Annotated in this window: 27 protein-coding genes; 15 read left to right on the top strand and 12 right to left on the bottom strand. The window is 65.9% G+C overall.

Annotated elements, in window-relative coordinates:
• Positions 1-276 precede the first annotated feature (276 nt).
• Entirely contained in the window at positions 277-2250 is a 1974-nt protein-coding gene (locus tag C449_RS10880; RefSeq protein WP_006078069.1) for an aconitate hydratase, read from the bottom strand.
• Between the two features lie 165 nt (positions 2251-2415).
• Here C449_RS10880 and C449_RS10885 point away from each other — a divergent pair, with 165 nt between their 5' ends.
• The gene (locus C449_RS10885) at positions 2416-2931 is read left to right on the top strand and encodes a deoxyuridine 5'-triphosphate nucleotidohydrolase (RefSeq protein WP_006078070.1); all 516 of its coding nucleotides are present in this window, start codon (positions 2416-2418) and stop codon (positions 2929-2931) included.
• Positions 2932-2957: 26 nt separating this feature from the next.
• Here the strand turns inward: C449_RS10885 and C449_RS10890 are convergent, their stop codons facing one another.
• Positions 2958-4004 carry a hypothetical protein gene (locus C449_RS10890; protein ID WP_006078071.1) on the bottom strand — a complete coding sequence of 349 codons (1047 nt, stop codon included), beginning with the start codon at positions 4002-4004 and terminating at the stop codon, positions 2958-2960.
• Between the two features lie 84 nt (positions 4005-4088).
• Positions 4089-4949, bottom strand: a complete 861-nt coding sequence (locus tag C449_RS10895; protein WP_006078072.1) for a PspA/IM30 family protein — start codon at positions 4947-4949, stop codon at positions 4089-4091.
• 54 nt (positions 4950-5003) lie between these two features.
• Between C449_RS10895 and C449_RS10900 the strand changes: the two genes are divergently transcribed.
• The 4 genes from C449_RS10900 to C449_RS10915 are packed head-to-tail and all read left to right on the top strand — an operon-like array spanning position 5004 to position 8573.
• Positions 5004-5615: an alpha/beta hydrolase gene (locus tag C449_RS10900; RefSeq protein WP_006078073.1), complete on the top strand. Its 612-nt coding sequence runs from the start codon at positions 5004-5006 to the stop codon at positions 5613-5615.
• A gap of 59 nt (positions 5616-5674) precedes the next feature.
• Positions 5675-7318: a CTP synthase gene (locus tag C449_RS10905; protein ID WP_006078074.1), complete on the top strand. Its 1644-nt coding sequence runs from the start codon at positions 5675-5677 to the stop codon at positions 7316-7318.
• Positions 7318-8235: a glutamine-hydrolyzing GMP synthase gene (gene guaA / locus C449_RS10910; protein WP_006078075.1), complete on the top strand. Its 918-nt coding sequence runs from the start codon at positions 7318-7320 to the stop codon at positions 8233-8235. Before C449_RS10905 ends, guaA begins: the two co-directional genes overlap by 1 nt.
• A complete protein-coding gene (locus tag C449_RS10915; RefSeq protein WP_006078076.1) occupies positions 8232-8573 on the top strand; it encodes a DUF7126 family protein in 342 nt (113 codons plus the stop codon). The genes guaA and C449_RS10915 overlap by 4 nt, the downstream gene beginning before the upstream one ends.
• Here C449_RS10915 and C449_RS10920 read toward each other — a convergent pair.
• Positions 8570-8908: a hypothetical protein gene (locus C449_RS10920; protein WP_006078077.1), complete on the bottom strand. Its 339-nt coding sequence runs from the start codon at positions 8906-8908 to the stop codon at positions 8570-8572. The genes C449_RS10915 and C449_RS10920 overlap by 4 nt on opposite strands.
• Positions 8909-8944: 36 nt before the next feature.
• The gene (locus tag C449_RS10925) at positions 8945-9619 is read right to left on the bottom strand and encodes an MBL fold metallo-hydrolase (RefSeq protein WP_006078078.1); all 675 of its coding nucleotides are present in this window, start codon (positions 9617-9619) and stop codon (positions 8945-8947) included.
• Positions 9620-9768: 149 nt separating this feature from the next.
• Here C449_RS10925 and C449_RS10930 point away from each other — a divergent pair, with 149 nt between their 5' ends.
• On the top strand, positions 9769-10527 hold the full coding sequence (locus C449_RS10930) for a creatininase family protein (RefSeq protein ID WP_006078079.1): 759 nt from the start codon (positions 9769-9771) through the stop codon (positions 10525-10527).
• A 33-nt stretch (positions 10528-10560) separates the two neighbouring features.
• On the opposite strand, the gene C449_RS10935 is transcribed toward C449_RS10930, so the two are convergent.
• The gene (locus C449_RS10935; protein WP_006078080.1) at positions 10561-11379 is read right to left on the bottom strand and encodes an aldo/keto reductase; all 819 of its coding nucleotides are present in this window, start codon (positions 11377-11379) and stop codon (positions 10561-10563) included.
• A gap of 114 nt (positions 11380-11493) precedes the next feature.
• On the opposite strand from C449_RS10935, the gene C449_RS10940 reads away from it, so the two are divergent.
• Positions 11494-11808, top strand: coding sequence for a cupin domain-containing protein (locus C449_RS10940; RefSeq protein ID WP_006078081.1), 315 nt, complete (start codon positions 11494-11496; stop codon positions 11806-11808).
• Between the two features lie 336 nt (positions 11809-12144).
• On the opposite strand, the gene kynU is transcribed toward C449_RS10940, so the two are convergent.
• Both kynU and C449_RS10950 read right to left on the bottom strand, forming a co-directional pair.
• Complete coding sequence (gene kynU / locus C449_RS10945) at positions 12145-13440, bottom strand: kynureninase (RefSeq protein WP_006078082.1); 1296 nt, start codon at positions 13438-13440, stop codon at positions 12145-12147.
• Positions 13441-13529: 89 nt separating this feature from the next.
• The gene (locus tag C449_RS10950; protein ID WP_006078083.1) at positions 13530-14429 is read right to left on the bottom strand and encodes an alpha/beta hydrolase; all 900 of its coding nucleotides are present in this window, start codon (positions 14427-14429) and stop codon (positions 13530-13532) included.
• Positions 14430-14706: 277 nt separating this feature from the next.
• Between C449_RS10950 and C449_RS10955 the strand changes: the two genes are divergently transcribed.
• Positions 14707-15054, top strand: a complete 348-nt coding sequence (locus C449_RS10955) for a hypothetical protein (RefSeq protein WP_049914092.1) — start codon at positions 14707-14709, stop codon at positions 15052-15054.
• Positions 15055-15283: 229 nt separating this feature from the next.
• Here C449_RS10955 and C449_RS10960 read toward each other — a convergent pair whose 3' ends face one another.
• Complete coding sequence (locus tag C449_RS10960; protein ID WP_006078085.1) at positions 15284-16264, bottom strand: Gfo/Idh/MocA family protein; 981 nt, start codon at positions 16262-16264, stop codon at positions 15284-15286.
• Between the two features lie 151 nt (positions 16265-16415).
• Between C449_RS10960 and C449_RS10965 the strand changes: the two genes are divergently transcribed.
• Positions 16416-17213, top strand: coding sequence for an HpcH/HpaI aldolase family protein (locus tag C449_RS10965; RefSeq protein ID WP_006078086.1), 798 nt, complete (start codon positions 16416-16418; stop codon positions 17211-17213).
• Positions 17214-17345: 132 nt separating this feature from the next.
• Here the strand turns inward: C449_RS10965 and C449_RS10970 are convergent, their stop codons facing one another.
• Positions 17346-17999, bottom strand: a complete 654-nt coding sequence (locus tag C449_RS10970; RefSeq protein WP_006078087.1) for a MogA/MoaB family molybdenum cofactor biosynthesis protein — start codon at positions 17997-17999, stop codon at positions 17346-17348.
• A 111-nt stretch (positions 18000-18110) separates the two neighbouring features.
• On the opposite strand from C449_RS10970, the gene C449_RS10975 reads away from it, so the two are divergent.
• The 4 genes from C449_RS10975 (at position 18111) to C449_RS10990 (ending at position 21994) form a co-directional block, all read left to right on the top strand.
• Complete coding sequence (locus C449_RS10975; RefSeq protein ID WP_006078088.1) at positions 18111-18404, top strand: hypothetical protein; 294 nt, start codon at positions 18111-18113, stop codon at positions 18402-18404.
• 242 nt (positions 18405-18646) lie between these two features.
• Entirely contained in the window at positions 18647-18973 is a 327-nt protein-coding gene (locus tag C449_RS10980; protein WP_006078089.1) for a hypothetical protein, read from the top strand.
• Positions 18957-19823: a hypothetical protein gene (locus tag C449_RS10985; protein WP_006078090.1), complete on the top strand. Its 867-nt coding sequence runs from the start codon at positions 18957-18959 to the stop codon at positions 19821-19823. Before C449_RS10980 ends, C449_RS10985 begins: the two co-directional genes overlap by 17 nt.
• Positions 19824-19918: 95 nt before the next feature.
• Positions 19919-21994: a hypothetical protein gene (locus C449_RS10990; RefSeq protein ID WP_006078091.1), complete on the top strand. Its 2076-nt coding sequence runs from the start codon at positions 19919-19921 to the stop codon at positions 21992-21994.
• 185 nt (positions 21995-22179) lie between these two features.
• Here the strand turns inward: C449_RS10990 and C449_RS10995 are convergent, their stop codons facing one another.
• Positions 22180-22539 (bottom strand): hypothetical protein, encoded by a 360-nt coding sequence (locus tag C449_RS10995; protein WP_006078092.1) that lies wholly within the window; start codon positions 22537-22539, stop codon positions 22180-22182.
• 111 nt (positions 22540-22650) lie between these two features.
• Here C449_RS10995 and C449_RS11000 point away from each other — a divergent pair, with 111 nt between their 5' ends.
• Positions 22651-24003 carry an MmgE/PrpD family protein gene (locus tag C449_RS11000; protein ID WP_006078093.1) on the top strand — a complete coding sequence of 451 codons (1353 nt, stop codon included), beginning with the start codon at positions 22651-22653 and terminating at the stop codon, positions 24001-24003.
• 65 nt (positions 24004-24068) lie between these two features.
• Positions 24069-24908 carry a phosphosulfolactate synthase gene (locus tag C449_RS11005; RefSeq protein WP_006078094.1) on the top strand — a complete coding sequence of 280 codons (840 nt, stop codon included), beginning with the start codon at positions 24069-24071 and terminating at the stop codon, positions 24906-24908.
• 79 nt (positions 24909-24987) lie between these two features.
• On the opposite strand, the gene C449_RS11010 is transcribed toward C449_RS11005, so the two are convergent.
• Entirely contained in the window at positions 24988-26118 is a 1131-nt protein-coding gene (locus C449_RS11010) for an acyl-CoA dehydrogenase family protein (protein ID WP_006078095.1), read from the bottom strand.
• Positions 26119-26201: the final 83 nt, after the last annotated feature.

Raw genomic sequence — 26201 nt, forward strand, 5'->3', positions numbered from 1 at the left:
TTTGCTCTCCTGGTGGATGAAGGGCGAGTGAACGGAGCGAGCGAGGGTTTCGCGGTGCTATTGCGGTGGCGGGGCGGTCGCGGAAAGCGCCAGTAATCCTACCGCGAACGAGCGCGGAGCGCGAGTGAGCGGGTATTTTAGTCGAGGTTTTTGCGAGGAGTGGTGCCCGCAGCGCGCCGCAGGCGCGCGAGGACACCCGACGTGGTTCGAAAGGCGCGAAGCGCCTTTCGTCATGCCGAGACGGCTTCGCCGTCTCGTAGCAAAGTAAAAAAGTCGCTAGTCGTCCGCGGGGGCCGCGCCCGAGCTATCGTCCTGCTGGGCCTTCGTGTGCGGGAGCTTGCCGCCGTCGGCGAGGATCTCGCGCTCGCGGGCGGAGGCGTCGAGCTGGCCGGTGGCCTCCCAGTCGTCGTTCACGCGGATCGTGAACTCGTCCTGGCCCGAGCGCACGGCCTCCTCGACATCGTCGACGATCTCGATGTCGTCGCCCTGTTCGATGTCCGCGTAGGTGTCCTCGTCGATTTCGAGGGGCAGCAGCCCGAAGTTGAAGAGGTTCGCCTTGTGGATGCGGGCGAAGCTCTGGGCGAGGACGCCCTCGACGCCGAGGTACATCGGACAGAGCGCGGCGTGCTCGCGCGAACTCCCCTGGCCGTAGTTCTCGCCAGCGACGAGGAAGCCGCCGTCGGCGTCGAGCGCGCGCTGGGCGAAGTCGTCGTCGACTCGCGAGAGGGTGAACTCCGAGAGCTTGGGGATGTTCGACCGGTACATCAGGATGTCCTGGGTGGCCGGAATGATGTGGTCGGTCGTGATGTTGTCGTCCATCTTGAGCAGCGCCGATCCCTGAAGGTGGGCGTCGAGCGGGTCCTTCAGCGGGACGTCGCCGATGTTCGGCCCCTTCACGAGCCCGTCGTCGACGGCCTCGTCGGGCGCGATGAGGTCCGCGGTCGAGCCGTCGTATTTGTCGGCCATCTCGAAGCCAGGGTCCTCGAGGTCGCCGAGCTCGTCGGCGAGGTCGCGCGGATCGACGATCTCGCCGGCCAACGCGGAGGCGGTGGCGACCTCCGGCGAGCAGAGGTACACCGAGTCGTCCTCGATGCCCGACCGGCCCTCGAAGTTGCGGTTGAACGTTCTGAGCGAGACCGAGTCGGAGGCGGGCACGTGGCCGATACCGATGCACGCGCCACAGGTGGCCTCGGAGAAGTTGACACCGGCGGCCATCATTTCGGCAGTCCAGCCCTCGCGCGCGAGGAGCTCGGAGGCCTGCTTCGAGCCGGGCGCGACGATCATCTCGGTGCGCTTGTCGACCTCACGGCCTTCGAGCATCTTCGCGCCAGGCAGGATGTCCTCGTAGGCCCCGTTGGTGCACGAGCCGATGATGACCTGATCGACGTCCTCGCCGGCGACCTCGCGCACGGGAACGACGTTGTCGGGCATCGACGGCGTGGCGATGAGCGGTTCGAGATCGCTGAGGTCGACCTCGATCACGTCGTCGTACTCGGCGTCGTCGTCCGGTCCGATCTCGACGTGCTCGTCGCCGCGGCCGAGCCGGTCGAGGAACTCCTGGGTGTGGTCGTCGGTCGGGAAGATCGAGGTCGTCGCCCCGAGCTCGGTCCCCATGTTGGTGATGGTGGTCCGTTCGGGCACCGAGAGGTTCTCGACGCCAGGTCCGGTGTATTCGAGCACCTTGCCGACGCCACCCTTGACCGAGAGTTCGCCGAGCAGGTGGAGGATGACGTCCTTCGCGGTGGCCCAGTCGGGAAGCTCGCCTTCGAGCCGGACGTTCACGACCTCGGGCATCTCGATGTAGTACTGGCCGCCACCCATCGCGACGGCCACGTCGAGACCGCCGGAACCGATCGCGAGCTCGCCCATCCCACCCGGGGTCGGGGTGTGCGAGTCGCTGCCGAGCATCGTCTTGCCTGGCGCGGCGAAGCGCTCCTTGTGGACCTGATGGCAGATTCCGTTACCCGGCCGGGAGAAGTGCGCGCCGAACGTGCCTGCTGCCGACCGGAGGAAACGGTGGTCGTCGGAGTTCTTGAAGTCGAACTGGTATGTCTGGTGGTCGCAGTACTGGGCCGCGAGTTCGGTCTGGACCTCGTCGAGGCCGAGCGCCTCGAACTGGAGCCAGACCAGCGTGCCAGTAGTGTCCTGGGTGAGCACCTGGTCGATGTCGATCCCGATCTCCTCACCGGTTTCGAGTTCGCCCTCGACGAGATGGTCATCGAGGATCTTCTCGGTCAGCGTTTGTCCCATAGCACCGAATACTCCGCCGGCCACCGGTATAAATCCCGTGCGTTTCGCACGAAAGACCGCCACACACCGCAAGTATTGCCGTACGGAGCGACAGCGCCAGCCGTGGTCGTGGTGGCGACAGAATCCCTCCGATAGCTCTTTGCTCCCCCTCGAAAAAGCGGGCGTATGTTCGAGAGCGGGCGGTTCGTCGCCGAACACGTCACGCCGGTCACGGACGAACAGATCCAACCGAACGGTGTCGACTTGACACTCGAAGCGGTGTTCGAACAGCACGAGCCGGGCCATATTGGCGTCGACGGCAAGGAGATCGGCGATCGCCACCGACGCCGCGAACACGTCACCGAAGGACCAGGAGCCGACGACATCGATTTCGGGACCGATACCGCGACCGACCCGTACTATCTCCCACCGGGTGGGTACGTCGTCCGGTACGCCGAAACCGTCCGGATCCCCGACGGTCACATCGGGTTCATCCACCCACGGTCGTCGCTCATGCGCAACTCGTGCATGCTCAACACCGCAGTCTGGGACGCAGGGTACGAGGGGCGTGGCGAGGGGCTTCTCCAGGTGCACCACGACATCGAGATCGAGCGCAGCGCGCGCATCGCCCAGCTCGTGCTCGCCGAGGCCGACCACGACGGTGTGTACGACGGAAGCTACCAGGGCGAGAACGTCGACTGATCGACGTCAGACCGTCGGACGGAGCGTCACTCGTCCCACGCGATGTCCTCGGTCCGGGCGGACTCGCGCAGGATGAACGGTCCGATCGAGAGGGTTCGTTTCGCGACCGTGGCGATCCGGAGGATGAAAGAGAGCAGTAGCATGAACGGGATCAGTGCGATCGTCGACGCGGCGCTTGCGACCCAAACGAGGTTCTCGACGCCGAACGTGGTTCCGGTAATCGAGCCGGGATTGGCGACGTACAGCATCATCGAGAGGACCACGACCAACGCCGGCACGGCCGAGTAGAGCATCGCACGCGAGAGGTTGATGAGTTCCCACTCGAAGTACAGCGTCTTGAAATGCTCGCGTGCCGGGCCGAAGAACTTGAGTACCTCGATGAGACTCTCGAAGGCGTCGTCGGTCTCGTCGGTCACCGCGTCCTCGTGTTCGTTGCGGAGGCGGCGCGCCTCGTAGATCTTCCACGAGTAGTTGTAATCGAGCGCGGCGAACAGGAGATCGAACGTGCCGAATTGGGCGTCTTCGAGCTGGTTACCGACCGTTTCGGCGTTTACGGTGAGGCTGTCGACGTAGTCCTCGGTGCGTTCTTTGAACTGCTCGTCTCGACTCTCCGAGACGGCCTCTTCGAGCGCGTTTGCGCGCGTCTGCGTCACGTCAATGATCGCTCGGAGGAAACTCGATGGCTCCGGAGGACTGATCGGGGCCTCGATCGCGGTCTCGACGTCCTCGCGGAAGTCCATTGCGCCCGCCATCCGTTCGCGCTGGTCGTCGACCGCACCGAGCTCCTGGGAGAGTACGAGCTGGTTGATCGTGACCACGAGGGTGACGCCGGTGATGATGGCGGTCAGAAAGCCCTGGAAAACGGTTTCGAGGGGATCACCCGAGACGAGCGCTCGCGAGATCGGTGCGGGATCGAGCACGCCGAGCACGACGAGCGAAATGAACACCAGTCCGAGCGGGATCGTTGCGATCACCCGCCGGTCGGCGTCCAGCAACAGCCACAGCTTCGTCCGACTCTCGCCGACCCGCTCGCGCATCGTATCGCTCGGCTGGTCGGCGTCCGACTCGGCCATACTCACCATCCCATCGCTGTCGGGCAAAAGGTTGTGGTTGCGGCCGCTCGGAACGGAACCCGCTACCGACGGGGGCTCGTTCGGTTACGTGTCCTCGTCGTTCTGGAGCTCTTCGAGCTCGGCCTCGACCGCGGGATCGGCCGACTCGTCACTGCCACCGTTGGCTCCGTTGCTCGTGGCGTCGACCTCGGTGGTCGCCGATTCGACCTCCTCGCTTGCCGACTCGCTCGCCGTCTCGGAACCACCGTCGGCCCCCATCTCGGCCTGAAGCGTTTCGAGTTCGGCGTCGACCTCTCTGTCGGAACTGAGCGATTCGAGTTCGCGATCTAGCTGGTCTTTATCCGAGAGAGCGTCCTCGAACGCACCCGACTCTTCGAGTTCGTCCATCGCCGCCGCGCGGGCTTCCATGTCCTCGGTCCGCTCGTTCGCGCGCTCGATCGACCGGCTCACGTCCTCCATCTCGTCGCCTGCACCAGTCATCGCTTCGGACACTCTCGTACTCGCTTCGGCAGCCTCGTAGCGCGCTTTCATGCTCTCCTTTTTCGTGCGGAACTCTTCGATCCGACCCTGGAGGGTGTTTTTCTTCTCGACGAGCTGATCCTGGGTGTTCTGGAGTTCGGCGATCTGGCTCTCGAGGTCCTCGATCTGGGTCATCTTCTGCTTTTTCTTTTCGAGGGCCTGGCGCGCGAGATCCTCGCGGTCCTGACGGACGGCCTCGCGGGCCTGGTCGTTGTGCTTCTCGACGTTTTCCTCCAGCCGGCGCTTCTGAATCTCGAGGCGTTTCTTCTGGGTGGTGAGGTCCGCGATCCCGCCCTTGACGTCCTGGAGCTGGTCGCGGAGCTGTTCGTAGGAGTAATCGAGCTGCTCGCTCGGGTCCTCGGCGCTGTTGAGGACCGCGTTCAGCTTCGACCGCACGACGTACGACGCGCGCGAGAGGATACCCATGCCGCCCGTTGGAGTCCCGTCATCTTAAAACACCTCCTACGCGAACCCCGGACGATGGACGTCGTGGTTCCTGGCGGTCGGGACGTACGTGGAACGCTCGATCACCCCGGCGATACGTCGGACGAGAGCACGGAGCCGGACCTCCAACGAGTCGTCGTCGCGTGTCCGCCCCATCCACAGGACGGTGGAACGCGCTCCGATCGGCGGCTCGTCGCGGTGAGCGACGCGCTCGGAGACCGGGGCGTCGCGTGTCTCCGGTTCGACTACGGCAAGTGGGACGAGGGGCAGGGCGAGCAAGTCGACGTGAAAAACGCCGTCCGGTGGGCGCGCGAACACGCCGACGCTGTGGGCCTCTACGGGTTCAGCTTCGGCGCGACGATGGCGCTGTGTACGGCCGCCGAGACCGACGGGGTTCGAGCGGTGAGCGCGCTCGCGCCCGACCGTGGCCGCGAGGGTGCGGATGCGGTGGCCGCCCTCGACGGGATCGACTGCCCGACACAAGTGCTGTACGCCGAGCGTGACACGACCGCCGACTGGGAGCCAGTCGTCGAGCGCGCCCGCGAGTTGGGGATCACCGTGACGGCGCTACCGGCGGATCACTTCTTCGTCGGGCAGGCCGAGAAGGTGGCTGCGGCGGTCGTCGGGTTCTTCGACGAGGAGTGGTGACGCACAGCTGGCACCGCGGGCTCCGAAACGATTTTGTCCCCCGCTGGCGCACCGTTGATATGCCGACAACCCCCGACACCGGTCCCGGCGAGGGACCGAAATTCGTTTTCGTCACCGGAGGTGTGATGAGTGGCCTCGGAAAGGGCATCACGGCCGCCAGCACCGGCCGGCTGCTCGCGAACGCCGGCTTCGACGTCACCGCCGTCAAGATCGACCCCTATCTCAACGTCGACGCCGGGACGATGAACCCCTACCAGCACGGCGAGGTCTACGTCCTGAACGACGGCGGCGAGGTCGACCTCGATCTCGGTAACTACGAGCGCTTCCTCGATGCGGACATGAGCTTCGACCAGAATATCACGACGGGAAAGCTCTACAAGAACGTTATCGAGAAGGAGCGAAGCGGTGACTACCTCGGCAAGACCGTCCAGATCATCCCGCACATCACCGACGACATCAAGCGCCGCGTTCGGGAGGCTGCCGCGGGCCACGACGTCTGTCTGATCGAGGTCGGTGGTACGGTCGGGGACATCGAAGGTGGCCCCTACTACGAGGCGATCCGGCAGTTCAGCCACGAGGAGAACGACGAGGACGTTCTCCTCGCCCACGTCACGCTGGTCCCGTACTCGAAAAACGGCGAGCAGAAGACCAAACCGACCCAGCACAGCGTGAAAGAGCTGCGGTCGATCGGGCTCCAGCCCGACATCGTGGTGGGTCGCTGCGAGGACGAGCTCGACCCCGAAACAAAGGAGAAGATCGCGCTGTTCTGTGACGTCCCCGAGGACGCGGTGTTCTCGAACCCCGACGTCGAGGACATCTACCACGTCCCGCTGATGGTCGAGGGCGAGGGCCTCGACGAGTACGTGATGGACGAGCTGGGGATCGCGGGGCGTGCGCTGCCCGCCGACGAGCGAACGAGTCAGTGGCGCGATCTCGTGACCCGCGAACAGTCCGGTACCGTGACGATCGCGCTCGTCGGGAAGTACGCCCTAGAGGACGCGTACCTCTCGATTCACGAGGCGCTCAAACACGCCGGCCTCGAACGCGGCGTCGAGGTCGAGGTGCTCTGGGTCGACGCCGAGGAGATGGCGAACACCCACGAGCAGCGCTTGAAGGAGGCCGACGGCGTGGTGGTGCCGGGCGGGTTCGGCACCCGCGGAACGACCGAGAAGATCGCCGCTGCACGGTACGCCCGCGAGAACGATGTCCCCTTCCTCGGGCTGTGTCTCGGCTTCCAGATAGCGGTCATCGAGTACGCACGAAACGTCTGTGACCTCGACGACGCGCACTCGACCGAGATGGAAGCCGAAACGTCGCACCCGGTGATCGGGCTCCTGCCCGAGCAGTACGACGTCGAGGATCTCGGTGGAACGATGCGGCTGGGCGCACACGAAACCGACATCGAGTCCGGGACGCTCGCGGCCGACCTCTACGGTGAGTCGTGTACCGAACGCCACCGCCACCGCTACGAGGTCAACCCCGAGTACATCGACCGACTGGAGGACGCGGGACTTCGCTTTTCGGGCCGAGCGAACAACCGGATGGAGATCCTCGAACTCACCGACCATCCGTTCTTCTTCGGAACCCAGTTCCACCCCGAGTTCCGGTCGCGGCCTGGCCGGGCGAGCCCGCCGTTCGTGGGGCTGCTCGACGCCGCTATGGGAGATGACGACCACAGAGCGATCGACGAGGTCGAAGCCTGATGGTCGACACCGAACTCTTCATCGAGGAGGCCGTCGAGGAAATCGAGAACGAGGTCGGCGACGCGAACGCGGTGATCGCGCTCTCCGGTGGTGTCGACTCGTCGGTGGCGGCCGCGCTGGCCTACGAGGCGCTCGGCGACCGTCTTACTCCTGTGTACGTCGACACCGGTCTGATGCGCAAGGGTGAGACCGAGCAGGTCGCGGAGACGTTCTCGTACATGGACAGCCTGCGGATCGTCGATGCCCACGAGCGGTTCCTCGACGCACTCTCCGGCGTCACGGACCCCGAGGAGAAACGTCATATCGTCGGCGAGGGGTTCATCCGTGAGTTCGAGCGCGAGGCCCGCGATGCCGAGGCCGACTACCTCGTTCAGGGGACGATCTACCCCGACCGGATCGAGTCGGAGGGGAACATCAAATCCCACCACAACGTCGGCGGACTGCCCGACATCGTGGACTTCGAGGGGATCGTCGAACCCGTCCGGGAGCTCTACAAGGACGAGGTCCGCGAGGTCGCGCGCGCGCTCGGCCTCGACGAACTGGTGGCCGAGCGGATGCCGTTCCCCGGGCCGGGCCTCGCCGTCAGAGTTCTCGGTGAAGTCACCGAGGAGAAACTCGACGTCGCCCGCGAGGCGACCCACGCGGTCGAGGAGGAACTCGAAGCGTACGACCCGTGGCAGGCGCTCGCTGCGGTGATCGGCAAGGCCACGGGCGTGAAGGGCGACAATCGAGTTCACGGCTGGGTGGTTTCGGTCCGGGCGGTCGAGAGCCGTGACGGGATGACCGCCCGTGCCCTCGAACTCGACTGGGAGACCCTCCAGCGCCTCCAGAGCCGGATCACCGGCTCTCAGGAGAACGTCGCACGCGTGGTCTACGACGTCACCCACAAACCGCCCGCGACCATCGAGTACGAATGACGATGGAAAACGACGTCGAGACGGCAGTCGTTGCTGGCCCCGATCCTGAAGGACTCGGCGACGCGCTCGAAGCACACGGATTGTCGGTAGCGCGGATCGACGGCGCGGCGAACCGGCCGGCGTTGGAGGATGGCGGAATCGCTGAGGCGGACCTGTTCGTGCTGACCGACGTCGGTCACGCGACCTCGATCCCGGTCGCGCTCGATCTCGCGGCCGACCTCCGGGTGGTCGTCTACGCGCGTGAATCGCTACCCGAGTTCGCGAAGGGCCAGGCGGATCTGCTCGTCGATCCCGCGCTGCTGGACCCCGATACCGTGGCCGAGGAACTCGCGGGTTAGAACGACGCCGCGAGCTCCGTTGGCGATTCGTCGCCCTCGACGCACCGCTCTTCGTACGCCGTCATGAACTCGCGGGCGACACCGATCGCATCGTCGCGACCGTCGATTCCTTCGCGGAGGGTTTCGGTTTCGTCGCCACCCTCGCGGATCGAGCGGACGCGCCAGACGTCCTGGTCGGCGTCGGCGACGTTCGGTGACGTGGGCTGGACGACGAGTTCGATTTCGTCGGCGTGTTCGTAGCGGAGCGGTCGCTGTGGATCGTACTGTCCGGCTTTTCCTTCGGTGTCGTCGACCTCCGTCCAGCCGCCAGGAAGTCCATCGTCAGTAGCGCTCATCGAAAGCAGGTTCGACGCCGCAGCGTAAAATCCCTCCTACCGGAGCGACCGCGCGAGGTCCGCGAGCCGCTGGTCACCGTCTCGAACGAACGGGACGCCGTGGCCCATTCCGAGGCCGTCGAACACGGGCGCGCACTCGGCGAGCGAGCGGACGCTCGCGGCGGCCTCGCGGGTGTCGTAGCTCATGGGCCACGCCGAGACGGTGAGCGCGCCAGCACTCTCGAAGACGAGATCGCCGAGAAACCCCGCTGAGCGCTCTTCGCTGACGAACGCAGTGTGGCCGGGGGTGTGGCCAGGCGTGTGGTAAGCGGTGAACGAGCCGACCGCCTCACCGTCGTCGATCGGCGCGACTGGGAGGTCCGGCGTGCCGACGAACGGCCCCATGGCTCGCTGGAACGCGCCCTTGTGGTTGCGCCACGGCGGCTTTGCATCCCCGGTGAGCACCCGTGCGTCGGCCGCACCCGCCCGCACGACCGCGTCGAGGTCATCGAGTCGGTCGAGTGCGCCGACGTGATCCATGTCGTAGTGGGTCAGGAGAACGCGCTCGATATCCGCGACGGCGTGGCCCGTCTCCTCGATGCCAGCCGCAATGGCCCTCGCGCCGAGCGGCGTTCCGGCGTCGACCAGTGTGAGGACATCGTCCTCGATCAGGTACGCGTTCACGCCGCGGAGATCGAACCACCAGATGCCGTCACCGAGTTGCGTGGCCATGACGGAGGTACGATCCACGAGGTGAAACCTCCGGCGCTTGCGTCGGAAACCGAAGCACGCCACCGCAGTCGGAGCGAACGAACGGACGAGCGGGGCGGCATCGGCGGACGAACGTTTAATACTCCCGCCTGTGACGGCGGTAGTTGCCGATGTCTTCTCGCACGTCAGTCCGGCTAGCGGAGCACACGTGGCCGGAGATCGAGGCAGCGCTCGACGACGGCACCACGACGGCGGTCGTGGCCGTCGGATCGGTCGAACAGCACGGCCCACATCTTCCGGTGATCATGGACACGCTCGCGGGCGACGAACTCTCGCGGCGGATCGCCGACCGCCTTGGCGACGCCCTCGCCGCACCCACGATCCGACCCGGCTGCTCGGGCCATCACATGGCGTTCCCCGGCACGATCACGATCGCGCCCGAGACGCTGATGGATCTGGTTCGATCGTACTGTGAGTCGCTCGACGAGCACGGGTTCGAGCACGTCGTTCTCGTTCCGACCCACGGCGGCAACTTCGCGCCCGTCAACACCGTCGCACCCGAGATCGCCCGCGAGATCGATGCGAACGTGATCGCGATCGCGGATCTCGACGAGAACATGCGGCTGATGAACGAAGGACTCCGCGAGGCCGGTGTCGAATACGAGGAGCCGGTGATCCACGCGGGAGCCGCCGAAACCGCGATCGTGCTCGCGGTGAACGAGGGCCTCGTCCGGACGGACGAACTCGCGGTCGGTCACGAAGGCGAGGTGTCGGCATCCAGACTGCTCAGCGAAGGGTTCGATGCGATCAGCGAGAACGGGGTTCTCGGCGATCCGCGGGAAGGAACGGCCGAAGCGGGTGAGGCGATTCTCGAACGGATCGCGACCGCGTACGCCGAGCGGATCGACGCCGAACGCGACGCCACCTGAGAACTACGACGGCGTCCGTCGGTACCGATCTCCTCAGAACGGGAGACGCTGACGGAGGAAGCTCGACGCGGTGCGCGAGAGCGACGGCCGCGCGATCGCGTCCATCTCCGCGTCGGTGAGTTCGAAGTCGAACACCTGGAGGTTGGCTTCGAGGTGCGCGGGACTCGTGGATTTCGGGATGGTCGAGACGTTCTCCTGCTGGACCAGCCACCGGAGCGCGACCTGGGCGGGCGTCTTGCCGTAGCGCGCGCCGACGTCCCGGAGCACGTCGTCGTCGACCGCGCCGCCGTGGGCCAGTGGGCTGTACGCCGTCAGCATGACATCGTTGATCTGGCAGTAATCCAGCAGCGTCGTCTGATCCCAGAACGGGTGGTACTGGACCTGGTCGGCGAGGATCGGCGCGTCGGCGTGCTCACGTGCGGCGTGGAGCCGCTCGACGCCGAAGTTCGAGACGCCGATGTGCTCCACCGCCCCGTCGTTGACGAGTTCGTCCATCGCGTCGAGGGTTTCCGAGAGGTCGGCCACCGGGTTCGGCTGGTGGATCAGGAGGAGGTCCACGTACTCGGTCCGGAGTTTATCGAGACTCTCACGGGCGGAGTCGAGAACCGAGTCACGGTCTCGATTGCCGGCATCGAGCTTGGTGGTGAGGAAGACGTCCTCGCGGTCGACGTCGGCAGTGTCGATCGCCGCGCCGACCTCACGCTCGTTGCCGTACGCCTGGGCGGTGTCGATCCGGCGATAGCCGAGATCGAGTGCGGTCGACACGGCGCGCCGGCAGGTCGGGCCGGTCATCCGCCACGTACCGAGCCCGATGGCCGGGACCGAGACACCCTGGATAGTGACGTGTTCCATACTGTGACGGGGAGCGGCGCGCGTAAAACGCTCCCGTCTCATCGCATTTACCGTCCCGTCGCCACCCCCTTGGACGGGCGAAACGGCTACGGCGTTCGCCCTCGTCGTCGAGATGTGCTCGATCAGTATCCCGACCTCGATCCGGACGAGGGTGAAGTTCTGACCGAAGAACTCCACGTTAGCGACGACGTCCTCGTGAAGGCGTTCGCGCTCGGTCCCGGCGCGACGGTCGACCCTCACGACCATCCCGATGCGACCAACGTTTTCCACGTGCTCGACGGGACGGTCGTCGTGACTAGGGACGACGAGGAAGAGCGGGTGAGCGCGCCCGGCGTCGTCCCCAACGAGCGTGGAGCGGTCCACGGTGCGCACAACGAGACCGACGAACGGACGGTACTCACCGCGAGTCTGTGTCCGCTGCCGAGTTGAGACAACGACCGGTCGATGGACTGTTGAGAGCGACGCTCCCGGTAACAAGTCGTCGTTCGGCCGGAAAAGCGGCGTGACGGGATCGAGCGACCGACGATGGTGGTGGCGGTGGGTCGGTCGGCTCGAACACCCGCCCGACGTGATTGGCAGTAGCGGTGGCGGTGCCGCATTTCTGGCGAGGCCGTCAGAACGAATGAATTTCACGGCCGTACTTTCGGCATTCCTCTATAGAGATCTGTGAAAGACGTTGTCGTGAGTAATCGGACGACGAGTGATCGGTGCTCCGATGAGTCGAGCGACCGCGAAGCGATCCCCACCGCCCCCACTTCGCACTCGTCAGGAGACACCCGACCGATCGGCGTCGAACCGTTCGTGTGCCGCCGTATCGAGGATTTTCCGCCAGCGTTCGACGGCGTCCCACACGTCGGCGTAGCTGGTGTACAGCGGCGACGGACACATCCTGACGACGTTCGGCGGGCGGAAATCGACAACCACACCGCTCTCAGTCAACGCCTGCGCGATCCGTTCGGCGTCGGGATGTTCGATCGCGACGTGTCCGCCCCGCCGCCCGGGATCGCGGGGCGTCCCGATGGTACAGCCGTCCGCGCCGTCGATCTCGTTACCGAGGCGGTCGTCGACGAGAGCGACGAGATACGACGTCAGGTCGAGCGACTTCTCGCGGATCGCGTCGATTCCGACCTCGTCGATGAGATCGAGCGCGCCGTCGAGCGGCGCGGCGCTGAATATCGGGATCGTACCGATCTGGTACGCGCCGGCGTCGGCCGCCGGGGTGAACGTCGGATTCATATCGAACTGGGTCGCCTTCTCGTGACCCCACCAGCCGGCGAGGGCGGGCATCGTGCCGAAGTGGTTCTGATTGACGTAGAGACCCGCGATCGCGCCCGGCCCGGCGTTGAGGTACTTGTACGAACACCAGACGGCGAAGTCGACCTCCCACTCCGAGAGATCGTGCGAGACGACACCGATCGAGTGCGCGAGATCGAAGCCGGCGAGCACGTCCCGCTCGTGGGCCGCTCTCGTGAGATACTCGATATCGAGGAGCTGGCCGCTCCGGTAGAGCACCGACGGCATGAACAGGATGTCCACGTCGTGGTCGTCCATCGCCGCAACGACGCGCTCCTCGTCGATCGTCCGGCCGTCGACGCTCTCGACGGCCACGAGATGGTCGTCGGGGTCGAGACCGCGCTGGCGGAACTGCGCCCTGATCGCGTAGTGGTCCGTCGGAAAGTCGAGTTCGTTCACGAGGATTTTCGACCCATCGTCGAGCCCATCGAGGAACGTGCCGATCAGGGTGTGGATGTTGACTGTCGTGGCGTTCGCCACCACCACCTCGGACTCGCGTGCGCCGACGAGCGGCGCGAGCCGGTCGCCGAGGCGCTCGCCGTAGCGAAACCACGGCGGGTCGGCGTCGGTCCAGCCCCGGACCCCCAGCTCCCGCCACTCGTCGATCGCGTCGTCGAGTGCGCGCTCGGCGTCGGCCGACAGCGGTCCGAGCGAGTTCCCGTCGAGATAGATCTCGGCGGGGACCGTGAACCGTTCGGCACACCACGCCAGCGGATCGTCCCGATCCAGCCGCTCGGCGGACGCCCTGTCGGCGTCGAACTCGTCCATATGCCCAGGCTACTCGTCCGGGGTACAATGTCCTGTCGGCGTTCGGTTCGACTGTGTGTTCTCTCGCTTCCGCCGACCGTCTAACGAACTCACCCGAGTCGTTCGCGGGCGGCAGCCGCCACGTCGTCGAGCGCCTCGTCCGCTGCGTCGACCGAGCCCGCGAGGCTGAGGAAACCGTGGGCCATTCGGGGGTAGTGGGCGTGGTCGACGGCGACGCCGGCATCGCGGAGTCGATCGGCGTAGGCGATGCCTTCCTCGCCGAGCGGATCGAACCCACAGGTGACGACGGTGGCCGGAGCGAGTTTCGAGAGATCGTCCGCGCGGAGCGGCGAGGCGTCGGGGTCCGCGCCGTCGGCAGGCATCGGGAGGTACTGCTCCCAGAACCAGTCCATGTCCGCGCGTGTGAGGAGCCCTGTGTGGTCGTCACAGGGATCGGCGGCGGCGGCGTGATCGGTGATCGGGTAGAGGAGGAGCTGGTGGCGGAGGTCGAGATCGGTATCGCGCGCGTGACGTGCGACGACCGCCGCGAGGTTGCCGCCCGCACTGGTCCCGGCGACGCCGAGGCGGTCGGGATCGCCGCCGAACGTCTCGGCGTTGGCCGCCGTCCACGAGAGCGCGCTCTCGGCGTCCGCGACCGCGGCCGGGAACGGGTGTTCGGGTGCGAGACGGTAGTCGACCGAAACGACGACACAGCCGGTTCGGCGAGCGAGGCGTCGGCAGATCGAGCCGGCAGAATCGAGCGTTCCCAGTGTCCATCCACCGCCGTGATAGAAGACGCACACCGGCGCGGGGGCGGTGGTCGTGGGGTGGTAGATGCGGATCGAGATGTCGCCCGCGGGACCGGGAATCGATCGATCGCCGATCCGATCGACGGCAGGGGCGTCGGCGGTGAATACGGCGTCCTCGCGGCGACGTGCCCGATCGATCGACATCTCGTGCCACGCCGGCAGTCCCTCCTGGCGGCGGATCGCCGCGACGGCGGCTGCCATTGCGGGGTGGAGCGTCGATGGAAGGGAGTCCGTATCGGCTCGTCGTCGGGTCACTGGTCGGTATGGTGATCCGTTCCGCCGCATCGGCCATCATTGTTCCGACTCGATTGGCCGAGACAACCGGTTCCGTTCTGCTGATCTCGTTCGGCGCTTCGGAACCCTCGCCTGCGACGACTGCACTAAAATGTGGTGTGAACCTTTTGCACCGACGTATCAGCCACCCATAGAGGTTCGGCTGAGCGATACACTTAGTGTCGTGAGGTCCGAAGACGAATGTATGCCGAATGACGCCATTGAATCCGAACGGGAGCAGATGGCAGCGGACGCCGGGTTCATCGCGGAGTCGGGGGGTGCGTCGACGGCGTCGGTGAGCACCGCGGAATCGACGCGATCGGCGCGCGCGGTGGTGCTGTTCCGGCTGATAGAGGGGCCGGTGTCCCCACAGGCGATCGGAACGGACACGCCGATCAGCACCGGCCGCGCGCATCGGGCACTGACCGAGCTTCACAAACGCGACCTCGTCGAGCTGCTCGTCCCCGAAGAGGCGACTGACGGACCGATCTTCGGCGTGACTGCCCGCGGTGAGAAGGCAGCGTTCTACATCGAACAACAAGGGAAGACATAGACGGTTGGTTCCGGGTCGGCGACGCTGTCCGCTGATTCGTCGGACTCGTCGACACTGAGGAGACGCCTACGGTGGCTAAATCACCGGCTCCGACACGGCGCTCGAAGGCGACCACCGCTGCGTCCGTGTCGAATCCAGCATCGCTGACGAGGTGATGAGGCTCCTATATGGATGAACGCGGGAAAGAGCGACGCCAGAGACCGTTGTGGCTGCCGACCGACAGCCGCCGTCATTCAGTGAGTTCGATCGGCTCGCCCCGCTCGGCGCTCTCGGCGAGTGCGTCGATGACCGCCATCGTGCGCTCGGCCTCGCGGGCGTCGGTTCGTGGCCGACGGTCGTGGCGAACGCAGTCGGCGAAGTGTTCGATCTGGCGGCGGTACTGGTCGACGTGATCGAACGTTTCGGTGACCTCTCGACCGTCGGCAGCGTATCTGAGCGTAGCTCGATCATCGTCACGGGGAACGAACGCCGGATCGGCTTCGAGCCACCCGTTTTCGGCTTCGACCCGATAGAACTGGGTGTCCTGGGTGTCGAAGCTACACGACACCTCGGCGGTTGCGCCGTCCGAATATTCGAGAAGTCCGGTCAACTGGGTGTCGACGCCGGCATCGCGCGTGTCGGCCGCGCTCGCGTACGCGCGCTCGGGCTCGCCGAGGAACAGTCGCGCGGCGGTGACGGCGTAACACCCGACGTCCATCAGGCTCCCACCGGCGAGATCGGGGTCGAGTCGGACGTCCTCGGCGTCGTGGCCGAGCGGAAACTGGAACGACGACTTCACGAACCGAACGTCGTCGAGTTGTTCGCGCACTACCTCGACCGCACGCTCGGTTCGGGGGTGGTATCGGTACATGAACGCCTCCATCAGGGTGACGCCGCGCTCGTCGCAGTACGCACCGAGGTCGCGGGCCTCGGCCGCGTCGACGGTCAGCGGTTTCTCACAGAGCACGTGACAGCCGGCGTCGGCCGCTCGCTTGGTCCACTCGGCGTGGCGGGCGTTCGGCAGCGGGTTGTACACCGCCTCGATGTCGTCGTCCGCGAGCAACGCCTCGTAGGAGCCGTACGCACGGGGAACGTCACACTCGTCGGCGAAGGCTCGGGCGCGCTCCTCGTCGCGGGAGGCGACCGCGAGTGCTTCGTGGTCCGTAGCCCGAATAGCTGGAAGTACCGCGATCCGTCCGATGTTCGCCGTGCCGAGAATGCCGAATCGCATGGCGTCACTCGAACGCGCCAGCGAGAAAAGCTATCCGCCGAATGCCCGGCGACCCCAGCCAGAGCGTCGGATCGATCCGAGGGCAAGGTCCGCCTTCGGCGCTCCGGGATCGACGGAGCGAGTTAAGACCGCCCGGCCCGGGTGGGGAGACATGGATCCAACGGCGGACATGGCGGCGTTCCGGCAGGCGGTCCGCTCGGGCGAGCCCGTCGTCGGCGGCTGGGTGTCGATCGGCCACCCGGCGGTCGCCGAGATCACCGGAGCGGCGGGCTACGACTTCGTGACGATCGATACGGAACACGCCGCGAACAGCATCGAGACGGTCGAAAACCTCGTCCGGGCGGTCGACGCCGCAGGCGACGCGATCCCGATCGTCCGCCCGCCGACCGCCGATCCGGTCGCAATCAAGCGTCTTCTCGACACGGGTGTCGGGGGAATCATGGTGCCACGGGTGGACTCGGCCGAGACGGCGGCCAGCGTGGTCGAGGCCACCCGGTATCCACCGGCCGGGGTCCGGGGGACTGCCGCCAGTCGTGCCTCGGGGTACGGTCGAACGTTCCCGACGTACCTCGAATGGGCCGACGACGCGCTGACCCGGATCATCCAGATCGAGACGGAAGCGGCGGTGGCGGCGGCCGGCGACATCGCCGGCGTCGAGGGGGTCGACGCGCTGTTCGTCGGCCCGACCGACCTCTCCGCCGCGCTCGACGTTCATCTCGACTTCGAGGCCGACGACTTCCGAGCCGCCGTCGGGACGGTGATCGACGCTGCGGCCGACGAGAACGTACCGGTCGGAGTGTTCGCGACGGACCCCGACCGGATCGATGACTGGCTGGCGATGGGGTTCGATTTCGCGATCGTGGGGTTCGATGCGACGTTCCTCGTGGAACGAAACGAGACGATGCGATCGGCCTTCGAGCGGGCAGCGGCGACGGACGACGGGACGTAGCGCTGACCGACGGGGACGAGATCGCGGAGTCGGCAGCGCCCGCTCCAGCCAGACTCGATCGGGTGCGGGAGTGCTGGCACGCTTGCCGGCGAATCAAGCCCAGAATCGACGGCGGGAGCCGAAGAGCCGGCCCTACCGATCGTCGCGGGTGGCGAGCCCGGCGAGATGCGGCGCTTCCTCGATCACGATATCCACGCCGAGACGGGCGGCGTCCTCGCTGCCGGGCAGGCAGAACACCGGCACGCCGTTGCCGGCGTCCTCGGTCCCGCCGCCGCTCGAACTCCGGTCGACGACCCCCGCGGTCGCACGGGTGGCGACGACTCGCGTCCCGATCTCCTCGCGCGAGAGCGCGCGGAACAGTTCGCCGAATCCGGGGAGTTCCTTGCCGAACAGCGGCCGGACGGCCTCGATGGTCACGTCGTCGGGTGTGACGCCTGTCCCGCCGGTGGTGACGACGCAGTCGACGTCCTCGCGCCCGACGAGGGCGTCGACGCTCCCTTGGATGCCGTCGTGGTCGTCGTCGACGAGTTCGCGGGTCGCGACCTCGTGATCGGTGTCCTCGATCGCGGCCGTGATCGCGTCGCCCGCGGGATCGTCCTCCAGGGTTCGGCTGGTCGAGACCGTCACGACCCCGACCCCGATCGGGCCGAAATCGTGCCCGTGAGCGTGGACGGCCTCGTCCTCATGGTCGTGGGCAGCATGGTCGCCCCCGTGATCGGCGTGACTGTGTTCGTGATCGTCGTCGCCGTGTGCGTCGTCAGGGTTGCCGCCGTCGGTGTGTCGCATGGTCGAATCTACGCCCGCGCGACCAAAACCCGCCGGGTTTTTGCCCACACAACTCGTGGTTCAGGACATGTGCGGTTCCGAACGCCAACCGACAGGGTGTGGGGTGTCGGGATGACCGACGAGTACGTCCACGACCCGGAGGCGTTCGAGGACACCCCGCGGAGCGAGTACGACGAGGCCGCTGCACGCGGCGAGAATCGCTCGTTCGATTGGCGTGGCTGGGCACTCGTCGGCGTGATTGTTTTTGCCTTCCTGATCGCGCCCGGACTGATTCTCGCGATACCGTATGCCGGCGGCACGCTGAGCGCGCTCGGGCTGACGTGGCGCGATACCTTTCTCGTCCTCCCGCTGCTTCCCGCGCTCGCGCTCGGGCTGACGGCGGTGTGGGCGGCTTCACGGGCGTAGGGAACGGTCGGTACGAACAGTGCTGATCTGTAGACCGACGACGAGGTTTTGTTCGTACGCGACAACTCCGAGACGTACGCCCCGGACGACGCGTCGCGGACGCGGATGACTCCCGAGCCGACAGTCGGTCGTCTCGACGGCCGCTTTCAGCCACCGGGCGAACTGACGACGGGGAGAGCACAACAGCGACGCATCGCGGAGCGATCGCAGTGCCGTACGATGCGGACACCGGAGCGCAACCAATGTCATCCAACCAAAGCGGGCAGCCATCGAACACCGGCGGCGAGACGGGCGAGAAAAAGATCGTCGATGTCGAAGGCACGACGGAGGACACCACGTCCACGAGAGCGCGGTTCTGGCTGACGAACGACATCCTCGCGATCGTCCTCACCCTCTCGTTCATCGGGTTGTTGGCGATCGCCGGGCGGGGTATCATCGACCTGGGGGCGATCCCGGTCGAGATGCGAGTGGTCTACGTGAGTCTCGTCGGGGCCGCCGGCGTCTGGGCGTTCGGCGAGATGGCGTTCGAGAGATGGGGAGGCAATCGCAGCAGTGGCGGCGGGAAGTAACGACCACTCCGGCTGGAACAGCGATACGACCGACGAGCGAACACCACGGATCCCACACACGATGGAATTCACCGAGAAACTCCTCGGGGACGGGGAGACGACAGCGAACCGAGCGACGGACGAGAAAGCAGCGTCCCGAGAACAGACCGGTGGAACCGGTGCAGCCGGGGACGACGCAGCCGAAACGACCGAATCCTCGACGAACGGTGGCGCGCGCGGTGATACGTTCGCGTTCCGGGACGGCGACGTTGCGGCGGATTCGGCCGAAGCAGCGACGAAGAACGATGGCAAGCAACGAAACGGCGATTCATCGCCGCGCCACGACGTGGCGGCCGACCTCGGAACGGGGGATAGCGGCCAAGCGAGGCGCGACAAACCGGGCCGTAGTGATGGTGTGCCAGGCCCACAGGACGATGTCGCCGCGGACCTCGGTATGGACGAAACAGCGGCCACAGGAGCCGATACAACCGCCGACGCACAGCGGACGGACACAACCGACGCGCCAAGCGATGCAGCCGAGACGGAGGCGAACGATACGTCCGGTGACGGGGCAGGGGCAGATTCGGTGACGGGAGCGGCGACACCGACGAACAACGACTCCAACCCGGGGTCAAACGGAACCACCTCCGACCGAACCAGAACGGATGCGGGGAGCACGAGCGAGGATGTAGCCGCGCCGATGGACGGGCGTATCCTCCACATCGCGGCGGCACAGTCGATCACCGTTACCGATGGTCACACCGTCCGCATCGACGGTATCCGCGACGTTTCCCTCGCTGCGGAGCCGGAAACCGACGCCCAGAACGAACACGCCACGGAAACGCCAGACACAGTGGGCTCCCGGACGTAGCTCGCGGGAGGACGGATCCGACCCCGGCAGCCGCTGATGAACGGTGGACGGCGTGTGCGAATCGAACGACGAACGAACTCGATCAGGGACAACAGATGGGACACACGATCACGATCCGCGACGACGGCAACGGCGAAGCAAACAGCTACTGGATCGCGTTCAGCGGCGACACTCAACCCGAAAAGGAGACCGTCCACGGCGCGACCACGGATGACAGTGATTCGATCACGAAGACTGCGGAGGGGTACCGTGTCGAGGGCGAAGTCTACGGTGGCCGCGACGCCTATCGATACTACGGAAAGCGCCTCGGGATGGCGTTCGAGCATCCCGAACGCGTTCGGATCAAGATCAACGATCAGGACTGGCAGCCCCCCAGCGCGTTCGGGGAGACGACATCGTGGTCCGGCGGAAGCGGCGGTAAGGGGAGTGGCGGGGGCAGTAACGACGGTGGCGGAGGAAACAACAGTAACGCCAGCGACGGTGACGGCAGCAGCGGTGGCGGTGGCAACAGTGGGAACGATGGTAGCGGTAGTACCACTAGCGGGAGCAGTGGTAGCGGGAACTGCGGCGCAGGATCGCTGCCTGCGAGCGGCGACGGGCCGATCGAGCGCCACGGTATCCGATTCAAAACCGTCCTCCACGCCGTCGACGATCTCGGGATGGACCCCGGCGGCAACGAACCCATCGACGGGAAACTCAGCGACGCGGCCGCCGACTACACGCTGATCGTCTTTCCGGATGGTGCGTTCGCCAAACACGAGAAGACGGTCCACACGGGGCTCCAGAACTTCGGGCTGTGTGGGCAGGACGCGACGCGGTTCGTCGCGCCTGAAGGGTTCAACGGGAAGTTCGTGGTTATCGATCGCGGGATGAACACGCTGTTCGAGAACATCGACGTCGATCTCCGAGCGAACAACGCGACCCCTGGTCTCCATCTCGGTGCGCAGGAGGGTCTCGATGTCCGTCACGTCCGCTACCGCGGTCAGGGTATCCATCCCGACTCCACGCCCCGCGGGGAGGGATCGGGCAACCCCGACGTGGCGAACGCGCTCAACGCCCACGTCCGCGCTCCCGACGGCACCGGCCGGATCAAACACGTCATCGCTCACAACGCCGGCCTGATGGGGGCGTACAACGAGGGTGACGGCCGCGTCGGGATCTTCACCGGTCAGGCGAATGAGGGCACCCTCACCATCGAGGGCTGTAATTTCGAGGGGTTCCCGAACAATGGGCTCTACACCAGCCGGACCAACGGCGCGGTCCGGGTCGAGGGTGGCCTGTTCCGGAACAACGACATCTCGCAGGTCCGCCTCGGCAGCAAGGGCAGCTACGTGCAGAACGCGCTGCTCGAAGTCGATATGCGCGATTCGCGCTCGCCGAACCCCGAGGCAGCGCTCAACACCCGTGGCGTCCGCTTCGACGGTCCAAAATCGAAAGTCCACGGGGCCGAAGCCCGCGACTGCACGATTCGGATCGCCGACACGCCACATTCGGGCGGTGCAGTGGTCGCGAACCAGGATACGGGCGCGTTCGGTGTCCGCAACGTGCGCATCCGAATCGACACCGGCGGCGTCCGTGGCGTGGTCGGAAAACAGCCGTGTGGGATCGGCAATCGAAGTTCGCCGCCGACGCCCCACGCCGCGACGATCGAACAGGTCGGAATCGTTGGCCGAGGCGGGGCGGCTTCGGCGGTTCGGCTGGTCGATCGGCCGAGCTCGACCATCGACAAACTCTGTGTCTCGTGTGACGGGAACAACCGGACCGGCGTGCGGTGTACCGGATCGTCCGGCACTACGGTGCGGAACTCGAACGTGAACGTGAGCGGCACGCCAGTCGAGGGAGCCGCGACCGAGGGCCTCACGACCGACAAACACTGTCCAGGTGACGCCGCAGGTGCTGCGCAAGACGAGCCGTGGGAGCTGGAAATCGAGGCCGCGGCCGGAAAGACCGTCTACGTCCTTGGAGGCGATGGCGCGGTCGAAAAACGTGGCTCCGGAAACGGCGACAGCAACAAGCCCGTCCTCGGCACGGCGCGCGGCGAACTCGATGAAGCGAAACACCGCTACCGCATCGACGGGGCTTCGCGTGTGTTCGTCGCCGCCGATGGCCCGGTGACGCTCTATCGCAATGGCACCGAGGTAGGCGTGAAAGACCTCCGAACCGGTGCCTGACTGATACTCGATTTCGGCCTCATCCGCGATCGCTCTCACAACAGTTCGGTAGTTCCAGCGAAGAACGACCGTCATCCGATGGTCGTCGCTCGGTGACCGTGACGAGTACATTTGGACGGCACGACCGCGTGTCGTCCCTCTGTCACCGATCGATCACCACGGAGAAGTCACCGTTTGCTGCTCGATCAGTTCTCGCCGGTGACTTCCGGCAGCACCCGAACGACGACGGTCACGAGACACGCCGATTCCTCGCGTTCGGGGACGTCCGCGATGTCAACATCGAAGTAGTGATACTCTCGATCCACTACGACGTACGTTTCCTCCCCGACGTTCGCGGCCTGACCACCCGTCTCGTCGGGTCCGATCTCACCGAAACGGATCGATTCGTCGGTCTCCGGGATCGGGAGGCTCGTCCCGTCGGCGGTGGCGAGCAGTTCCCCGGACTCGGCGTGACCGAACACCAGTTTGACCTTCTGGCTGTCGTGTTCGGTGATCCGTACCGGCGACCCCGTCCCGATCACCGCAGACCTCGCGCTCTCGCTCATGGTTCGGCCGTGGTTGACCGTCGATCGGAATAAATCGCCGCGGTAGTACGGTGCGATGCAGTGTGGAGGTCGGCGGCGAAAGCTTTTGCCGGAGTCAAGAGTATGTGAATCATGGCCACGACCGAGGAGCTCGCGTCGTTCACCGAGGCGGTCGCGTTCGAGGAGCTCGACGACGACACGATCGAGGAGCTGAAAAAGCGCGTCCTCGACTCGGTCGGGATCGCGGTGGGCGCACTGGGTGCGGAGCCGGTCGAGGCCGTCCGCGAGACGGTCGAAGAGACTGCTCCGGGCGACGCCGCCCGGCTGTGGGGATCGGAGACGCGCGCCAGCCCGACGGGAGCGGCGATGTACAACACCACGCTCACGCGGTATCTGGATTTCATGGACTCGTTTCTTGCGCCCGGCGAAACGCCACATCCGAGCGACAACATCGCGAGTCTGATCGCCTGCGGCGAGCACACCGACGCCACCGGCACGGAGCTCGTGGAGGCGATCGGGGTGAGCTACGAGATCCAGGGTGAGCTCGCGTGGAACGCGCCAGTCCGCGATCGCGGGTTCGATCACGTGACCCACACCGTCATCTCGGCGACCGCCGGCGCGGGGAAGGTGCTCGGACTCGACCACGAAGAACTGCGGAACGCAGTCGGGATCGCCGGGACCGCCCACAACGCGCTCCGAGTGACTCGCACGGGAGGGATCAACGAGTGGAAAGGGGTCGCGAGCGCGAACGCCGCCCGGAACGCGGTCTATTCGGCGCTACTCGCTAGCAACGGGATGGACGGTCCGACGAACCTCTTCGAGGGCCAGAAGGGGTGGAAGCAGATCATTGCGGGCGATTTCACTGCCGACCTCGATTCCGGCTGTGAGCGCGTGTTCGACACCATGACCAAGCGCTACGTCGCCGAGACCTACGCCCAGTCCGCGGTCGAGGGCGTGATCGAACTCGCTGAACACGCCGACATCGATCCCGACCAGGTGAACACGATCCACCTCGACACGTTCCACGGCGCGAAGCTCATCATCGGCGGCGGCGAGGGGTCGCGATACGAAGTCGAGACGAAAGCCCAGGCCGACCACTCGCTGCCGTACATGCTCGCGGCGGCGTTGATCGACCGCGAACTCACCAACGACGCCTACGATCCCGAGCGTATTCAGCGAGAGGACGTCCAGAAACTCCTTCGAACTGTGGAAGTCGAGGAAGACGAAGCACTCACCGAGCGCTTCGAGAACGGCGAGATGCCCGCGGTCGTCGACATCGAGCTCGCCAACGATTCGACACGTCACATCGAGAAGGACGCGTTCAGCGGCCATCCCACCGATCCGATGACGTGGGAGCAGGTCGAGGCGAAGTTCGAGACGATGACCGAGGAACGCTACGACGAGGATCATAGAGAACGGATCGTCGATGTCGTCAGAAACCTCGAAACCCACGATGTCGCCGATCTCGTCACGCTGATGGAGTGATCGGCTGTCCAGCGATCGCCGTCGCCACCAATCCCTAAGTGGTCGGCGATCCTACTGGAACGGGTATGTCCGAGAGACCGTTCGACCGGGCGTTCGACTTCCTGCACGTCAACGACCGCCCGGACAAGCCGCGCGAGAAGGGGATCACCGAGATGCGGGGGCCGTACTACGATCCGATGGGGCCCCGCGAACTCCGGGACATCCTCGAAACGATGGGATGGTACGTCGATATCTACAAGTTTTCAGGTGGTTCGTTCGCGTTGATGCCCGAGACGGCGGTCGAGGAGCTCATCGAGGTCTGCCACGAGTTCGACGTGAAGGTCTCGACGGGCGGGTTCATCGAGAACGTCCTCGTGAGGGACAACGACAACGTCGAGGCGTACGTCGAAGAGTGTGCGGAGTTTGGCTTCGACATCGTGGAAATCTCGTCGGGATTCCTCGCGATAGACACCGACGACATGGTGGCGCTCACGGAGCTGGTCGCCGAGACCGACGGCGTCGAGCCCAAACCCGAGATCAACGTCCAGTTCGGCGCGGGCGGTGCGTCGAGCCCCGAGGAACTCGAAAGCGAGGTCCAGCAGGACCCCGAGATGGCGGTCGAAGAAGGCCGACGTCATCTCGACGCCGGCGCGGAGTTCCTGATGGTCGAGGCTGAGGGGATCACCGAGGAGGTCCACGAGTGGCGCACCGACGTGGTGTACACCATCGCGAACGAGCTCGGGATGGAAAACTGCGTGTTCGAGGCCCCCGGCCCCGAGATGTTCGAGTGGTACATCAAGAACTTCGGGCCCAACGTGAACCTGTTCGTCGACAACTCCCAGATCGTCGAACTCGAATGCATGCGCTCGGGCCTCTGGGGGAAGACCACGAGCTGGGGCCGGATCACGTCGTACAGCCGGGAGTAATGACTGCCATCGACATGGCGGTCACAGCCCACGACTCACCGTTCGATGCGACTGCGACTCCGTCAGTCGTCGAGAGGCCTCAGTCACCGAGAACGGCGTCGGCGAGCGTGTTCCGGTGGAGTTCGTTCGGTCCTCCGGCGATGGTGAGCAGCCGTGCGTCGCGGAGGTATCGTTCGACGTCGCGCTCGGTCGTATAGCCGATCCCACCGTGGAGCTGGAGTGCCTTGTTCGTGTTCTCGACGGCGGCCTCGGTCGCGTGGATCTTCGCCATACTCAACTCGTGACTGATGTCCGCACCACGGTCGGCGCGGGCGGCCGCCCGGAGCGTGAGTAAGCGAGCGGTGTCGACGCGCGTCGCCATCTCGGCGATCCGCCACCGGATTCCCTGGAACTCGCCGATCCGCCGTCCGAACTGCTCGCGGTCGGTCACGTGGGTTACCGTGTCGTCGAGCGCCGACCGCGCGAGACCGACCGCGCGAGCGGGGAGGTTGACGCCCGTATCGACCGCGCCGCGCTGGACGTACGCCTCCCCCTCCTCGCCGACCAGCCGTGCCGCCGGAACGCGGACATCGGACAGCGAGACGCGGGGGGATTTGACGCTCCGCGCGCCGAGCGTGTCCCAGACGGTGTCGACCTCGAACGCCGCAGTCGGCACCAGGAACGCGCTGACGTTGTGCGGGGCCTCGTCGTCCGGGCCGGTCTTCGCGTACGTGAGCACCGTGTCGGCGTCGAAGAAGTTCGTCACCCAGCGTTTGTGGCCGTTCAGGACCCACTCGTCGCCGTCCCGCTCGGCGTGCGTCTCCATCGCGAGTTTGTCACTACCGGCGTCGTCCTCGCTGAGCCCGAGCGCGCCGACGGTGTCGAACCGCGCCATCTCGGGCAGGAACTCTTCCCGGAGCCGTTCGGAACCAAAGTGCTCGACGACGGTCGCCACGCCGAGGTGGAGGGCGAGCGCGCTCGCCACGGGCATCATCGCGGCCGAGAGCTCCTCAATCACCACGGCGAGTTCCACGAGTCCCTCGTCGCGACCGCCGTACTTCTCGGGAAGGGTGAGACCGGTAAGCCGTCGGTCGCCGAGATCGTCGAGGATCGCCGCCGGATACTCCTCGTTTCGATCGAGTGCGGCGGCTCGCGGCGCGATTTCGGTTCGGGCGTACTCCCGGACGTCGTCCCGCAGGTCGCGCTGTGCGTCCGTCAGTCCGAATCCCATACCGGCGTATCGATGGCACGACGCTTGACTGTACGGGGCCTTCGACGGTGGAGGTTGGACGGTCGTCATCGATCGAACGCCAG

Origin of the sequence: Halococcus saccharolyticus DSM 5350, assembly GCF_000336915.1 — an archaeon.
GTDB classification, from domain to species: domain Archaea; phylum Halobacteriota; class Halobacteria; order Halobacteriales; family Halococcaceae; genus Halococcus; species Halococcus saccharolyticus.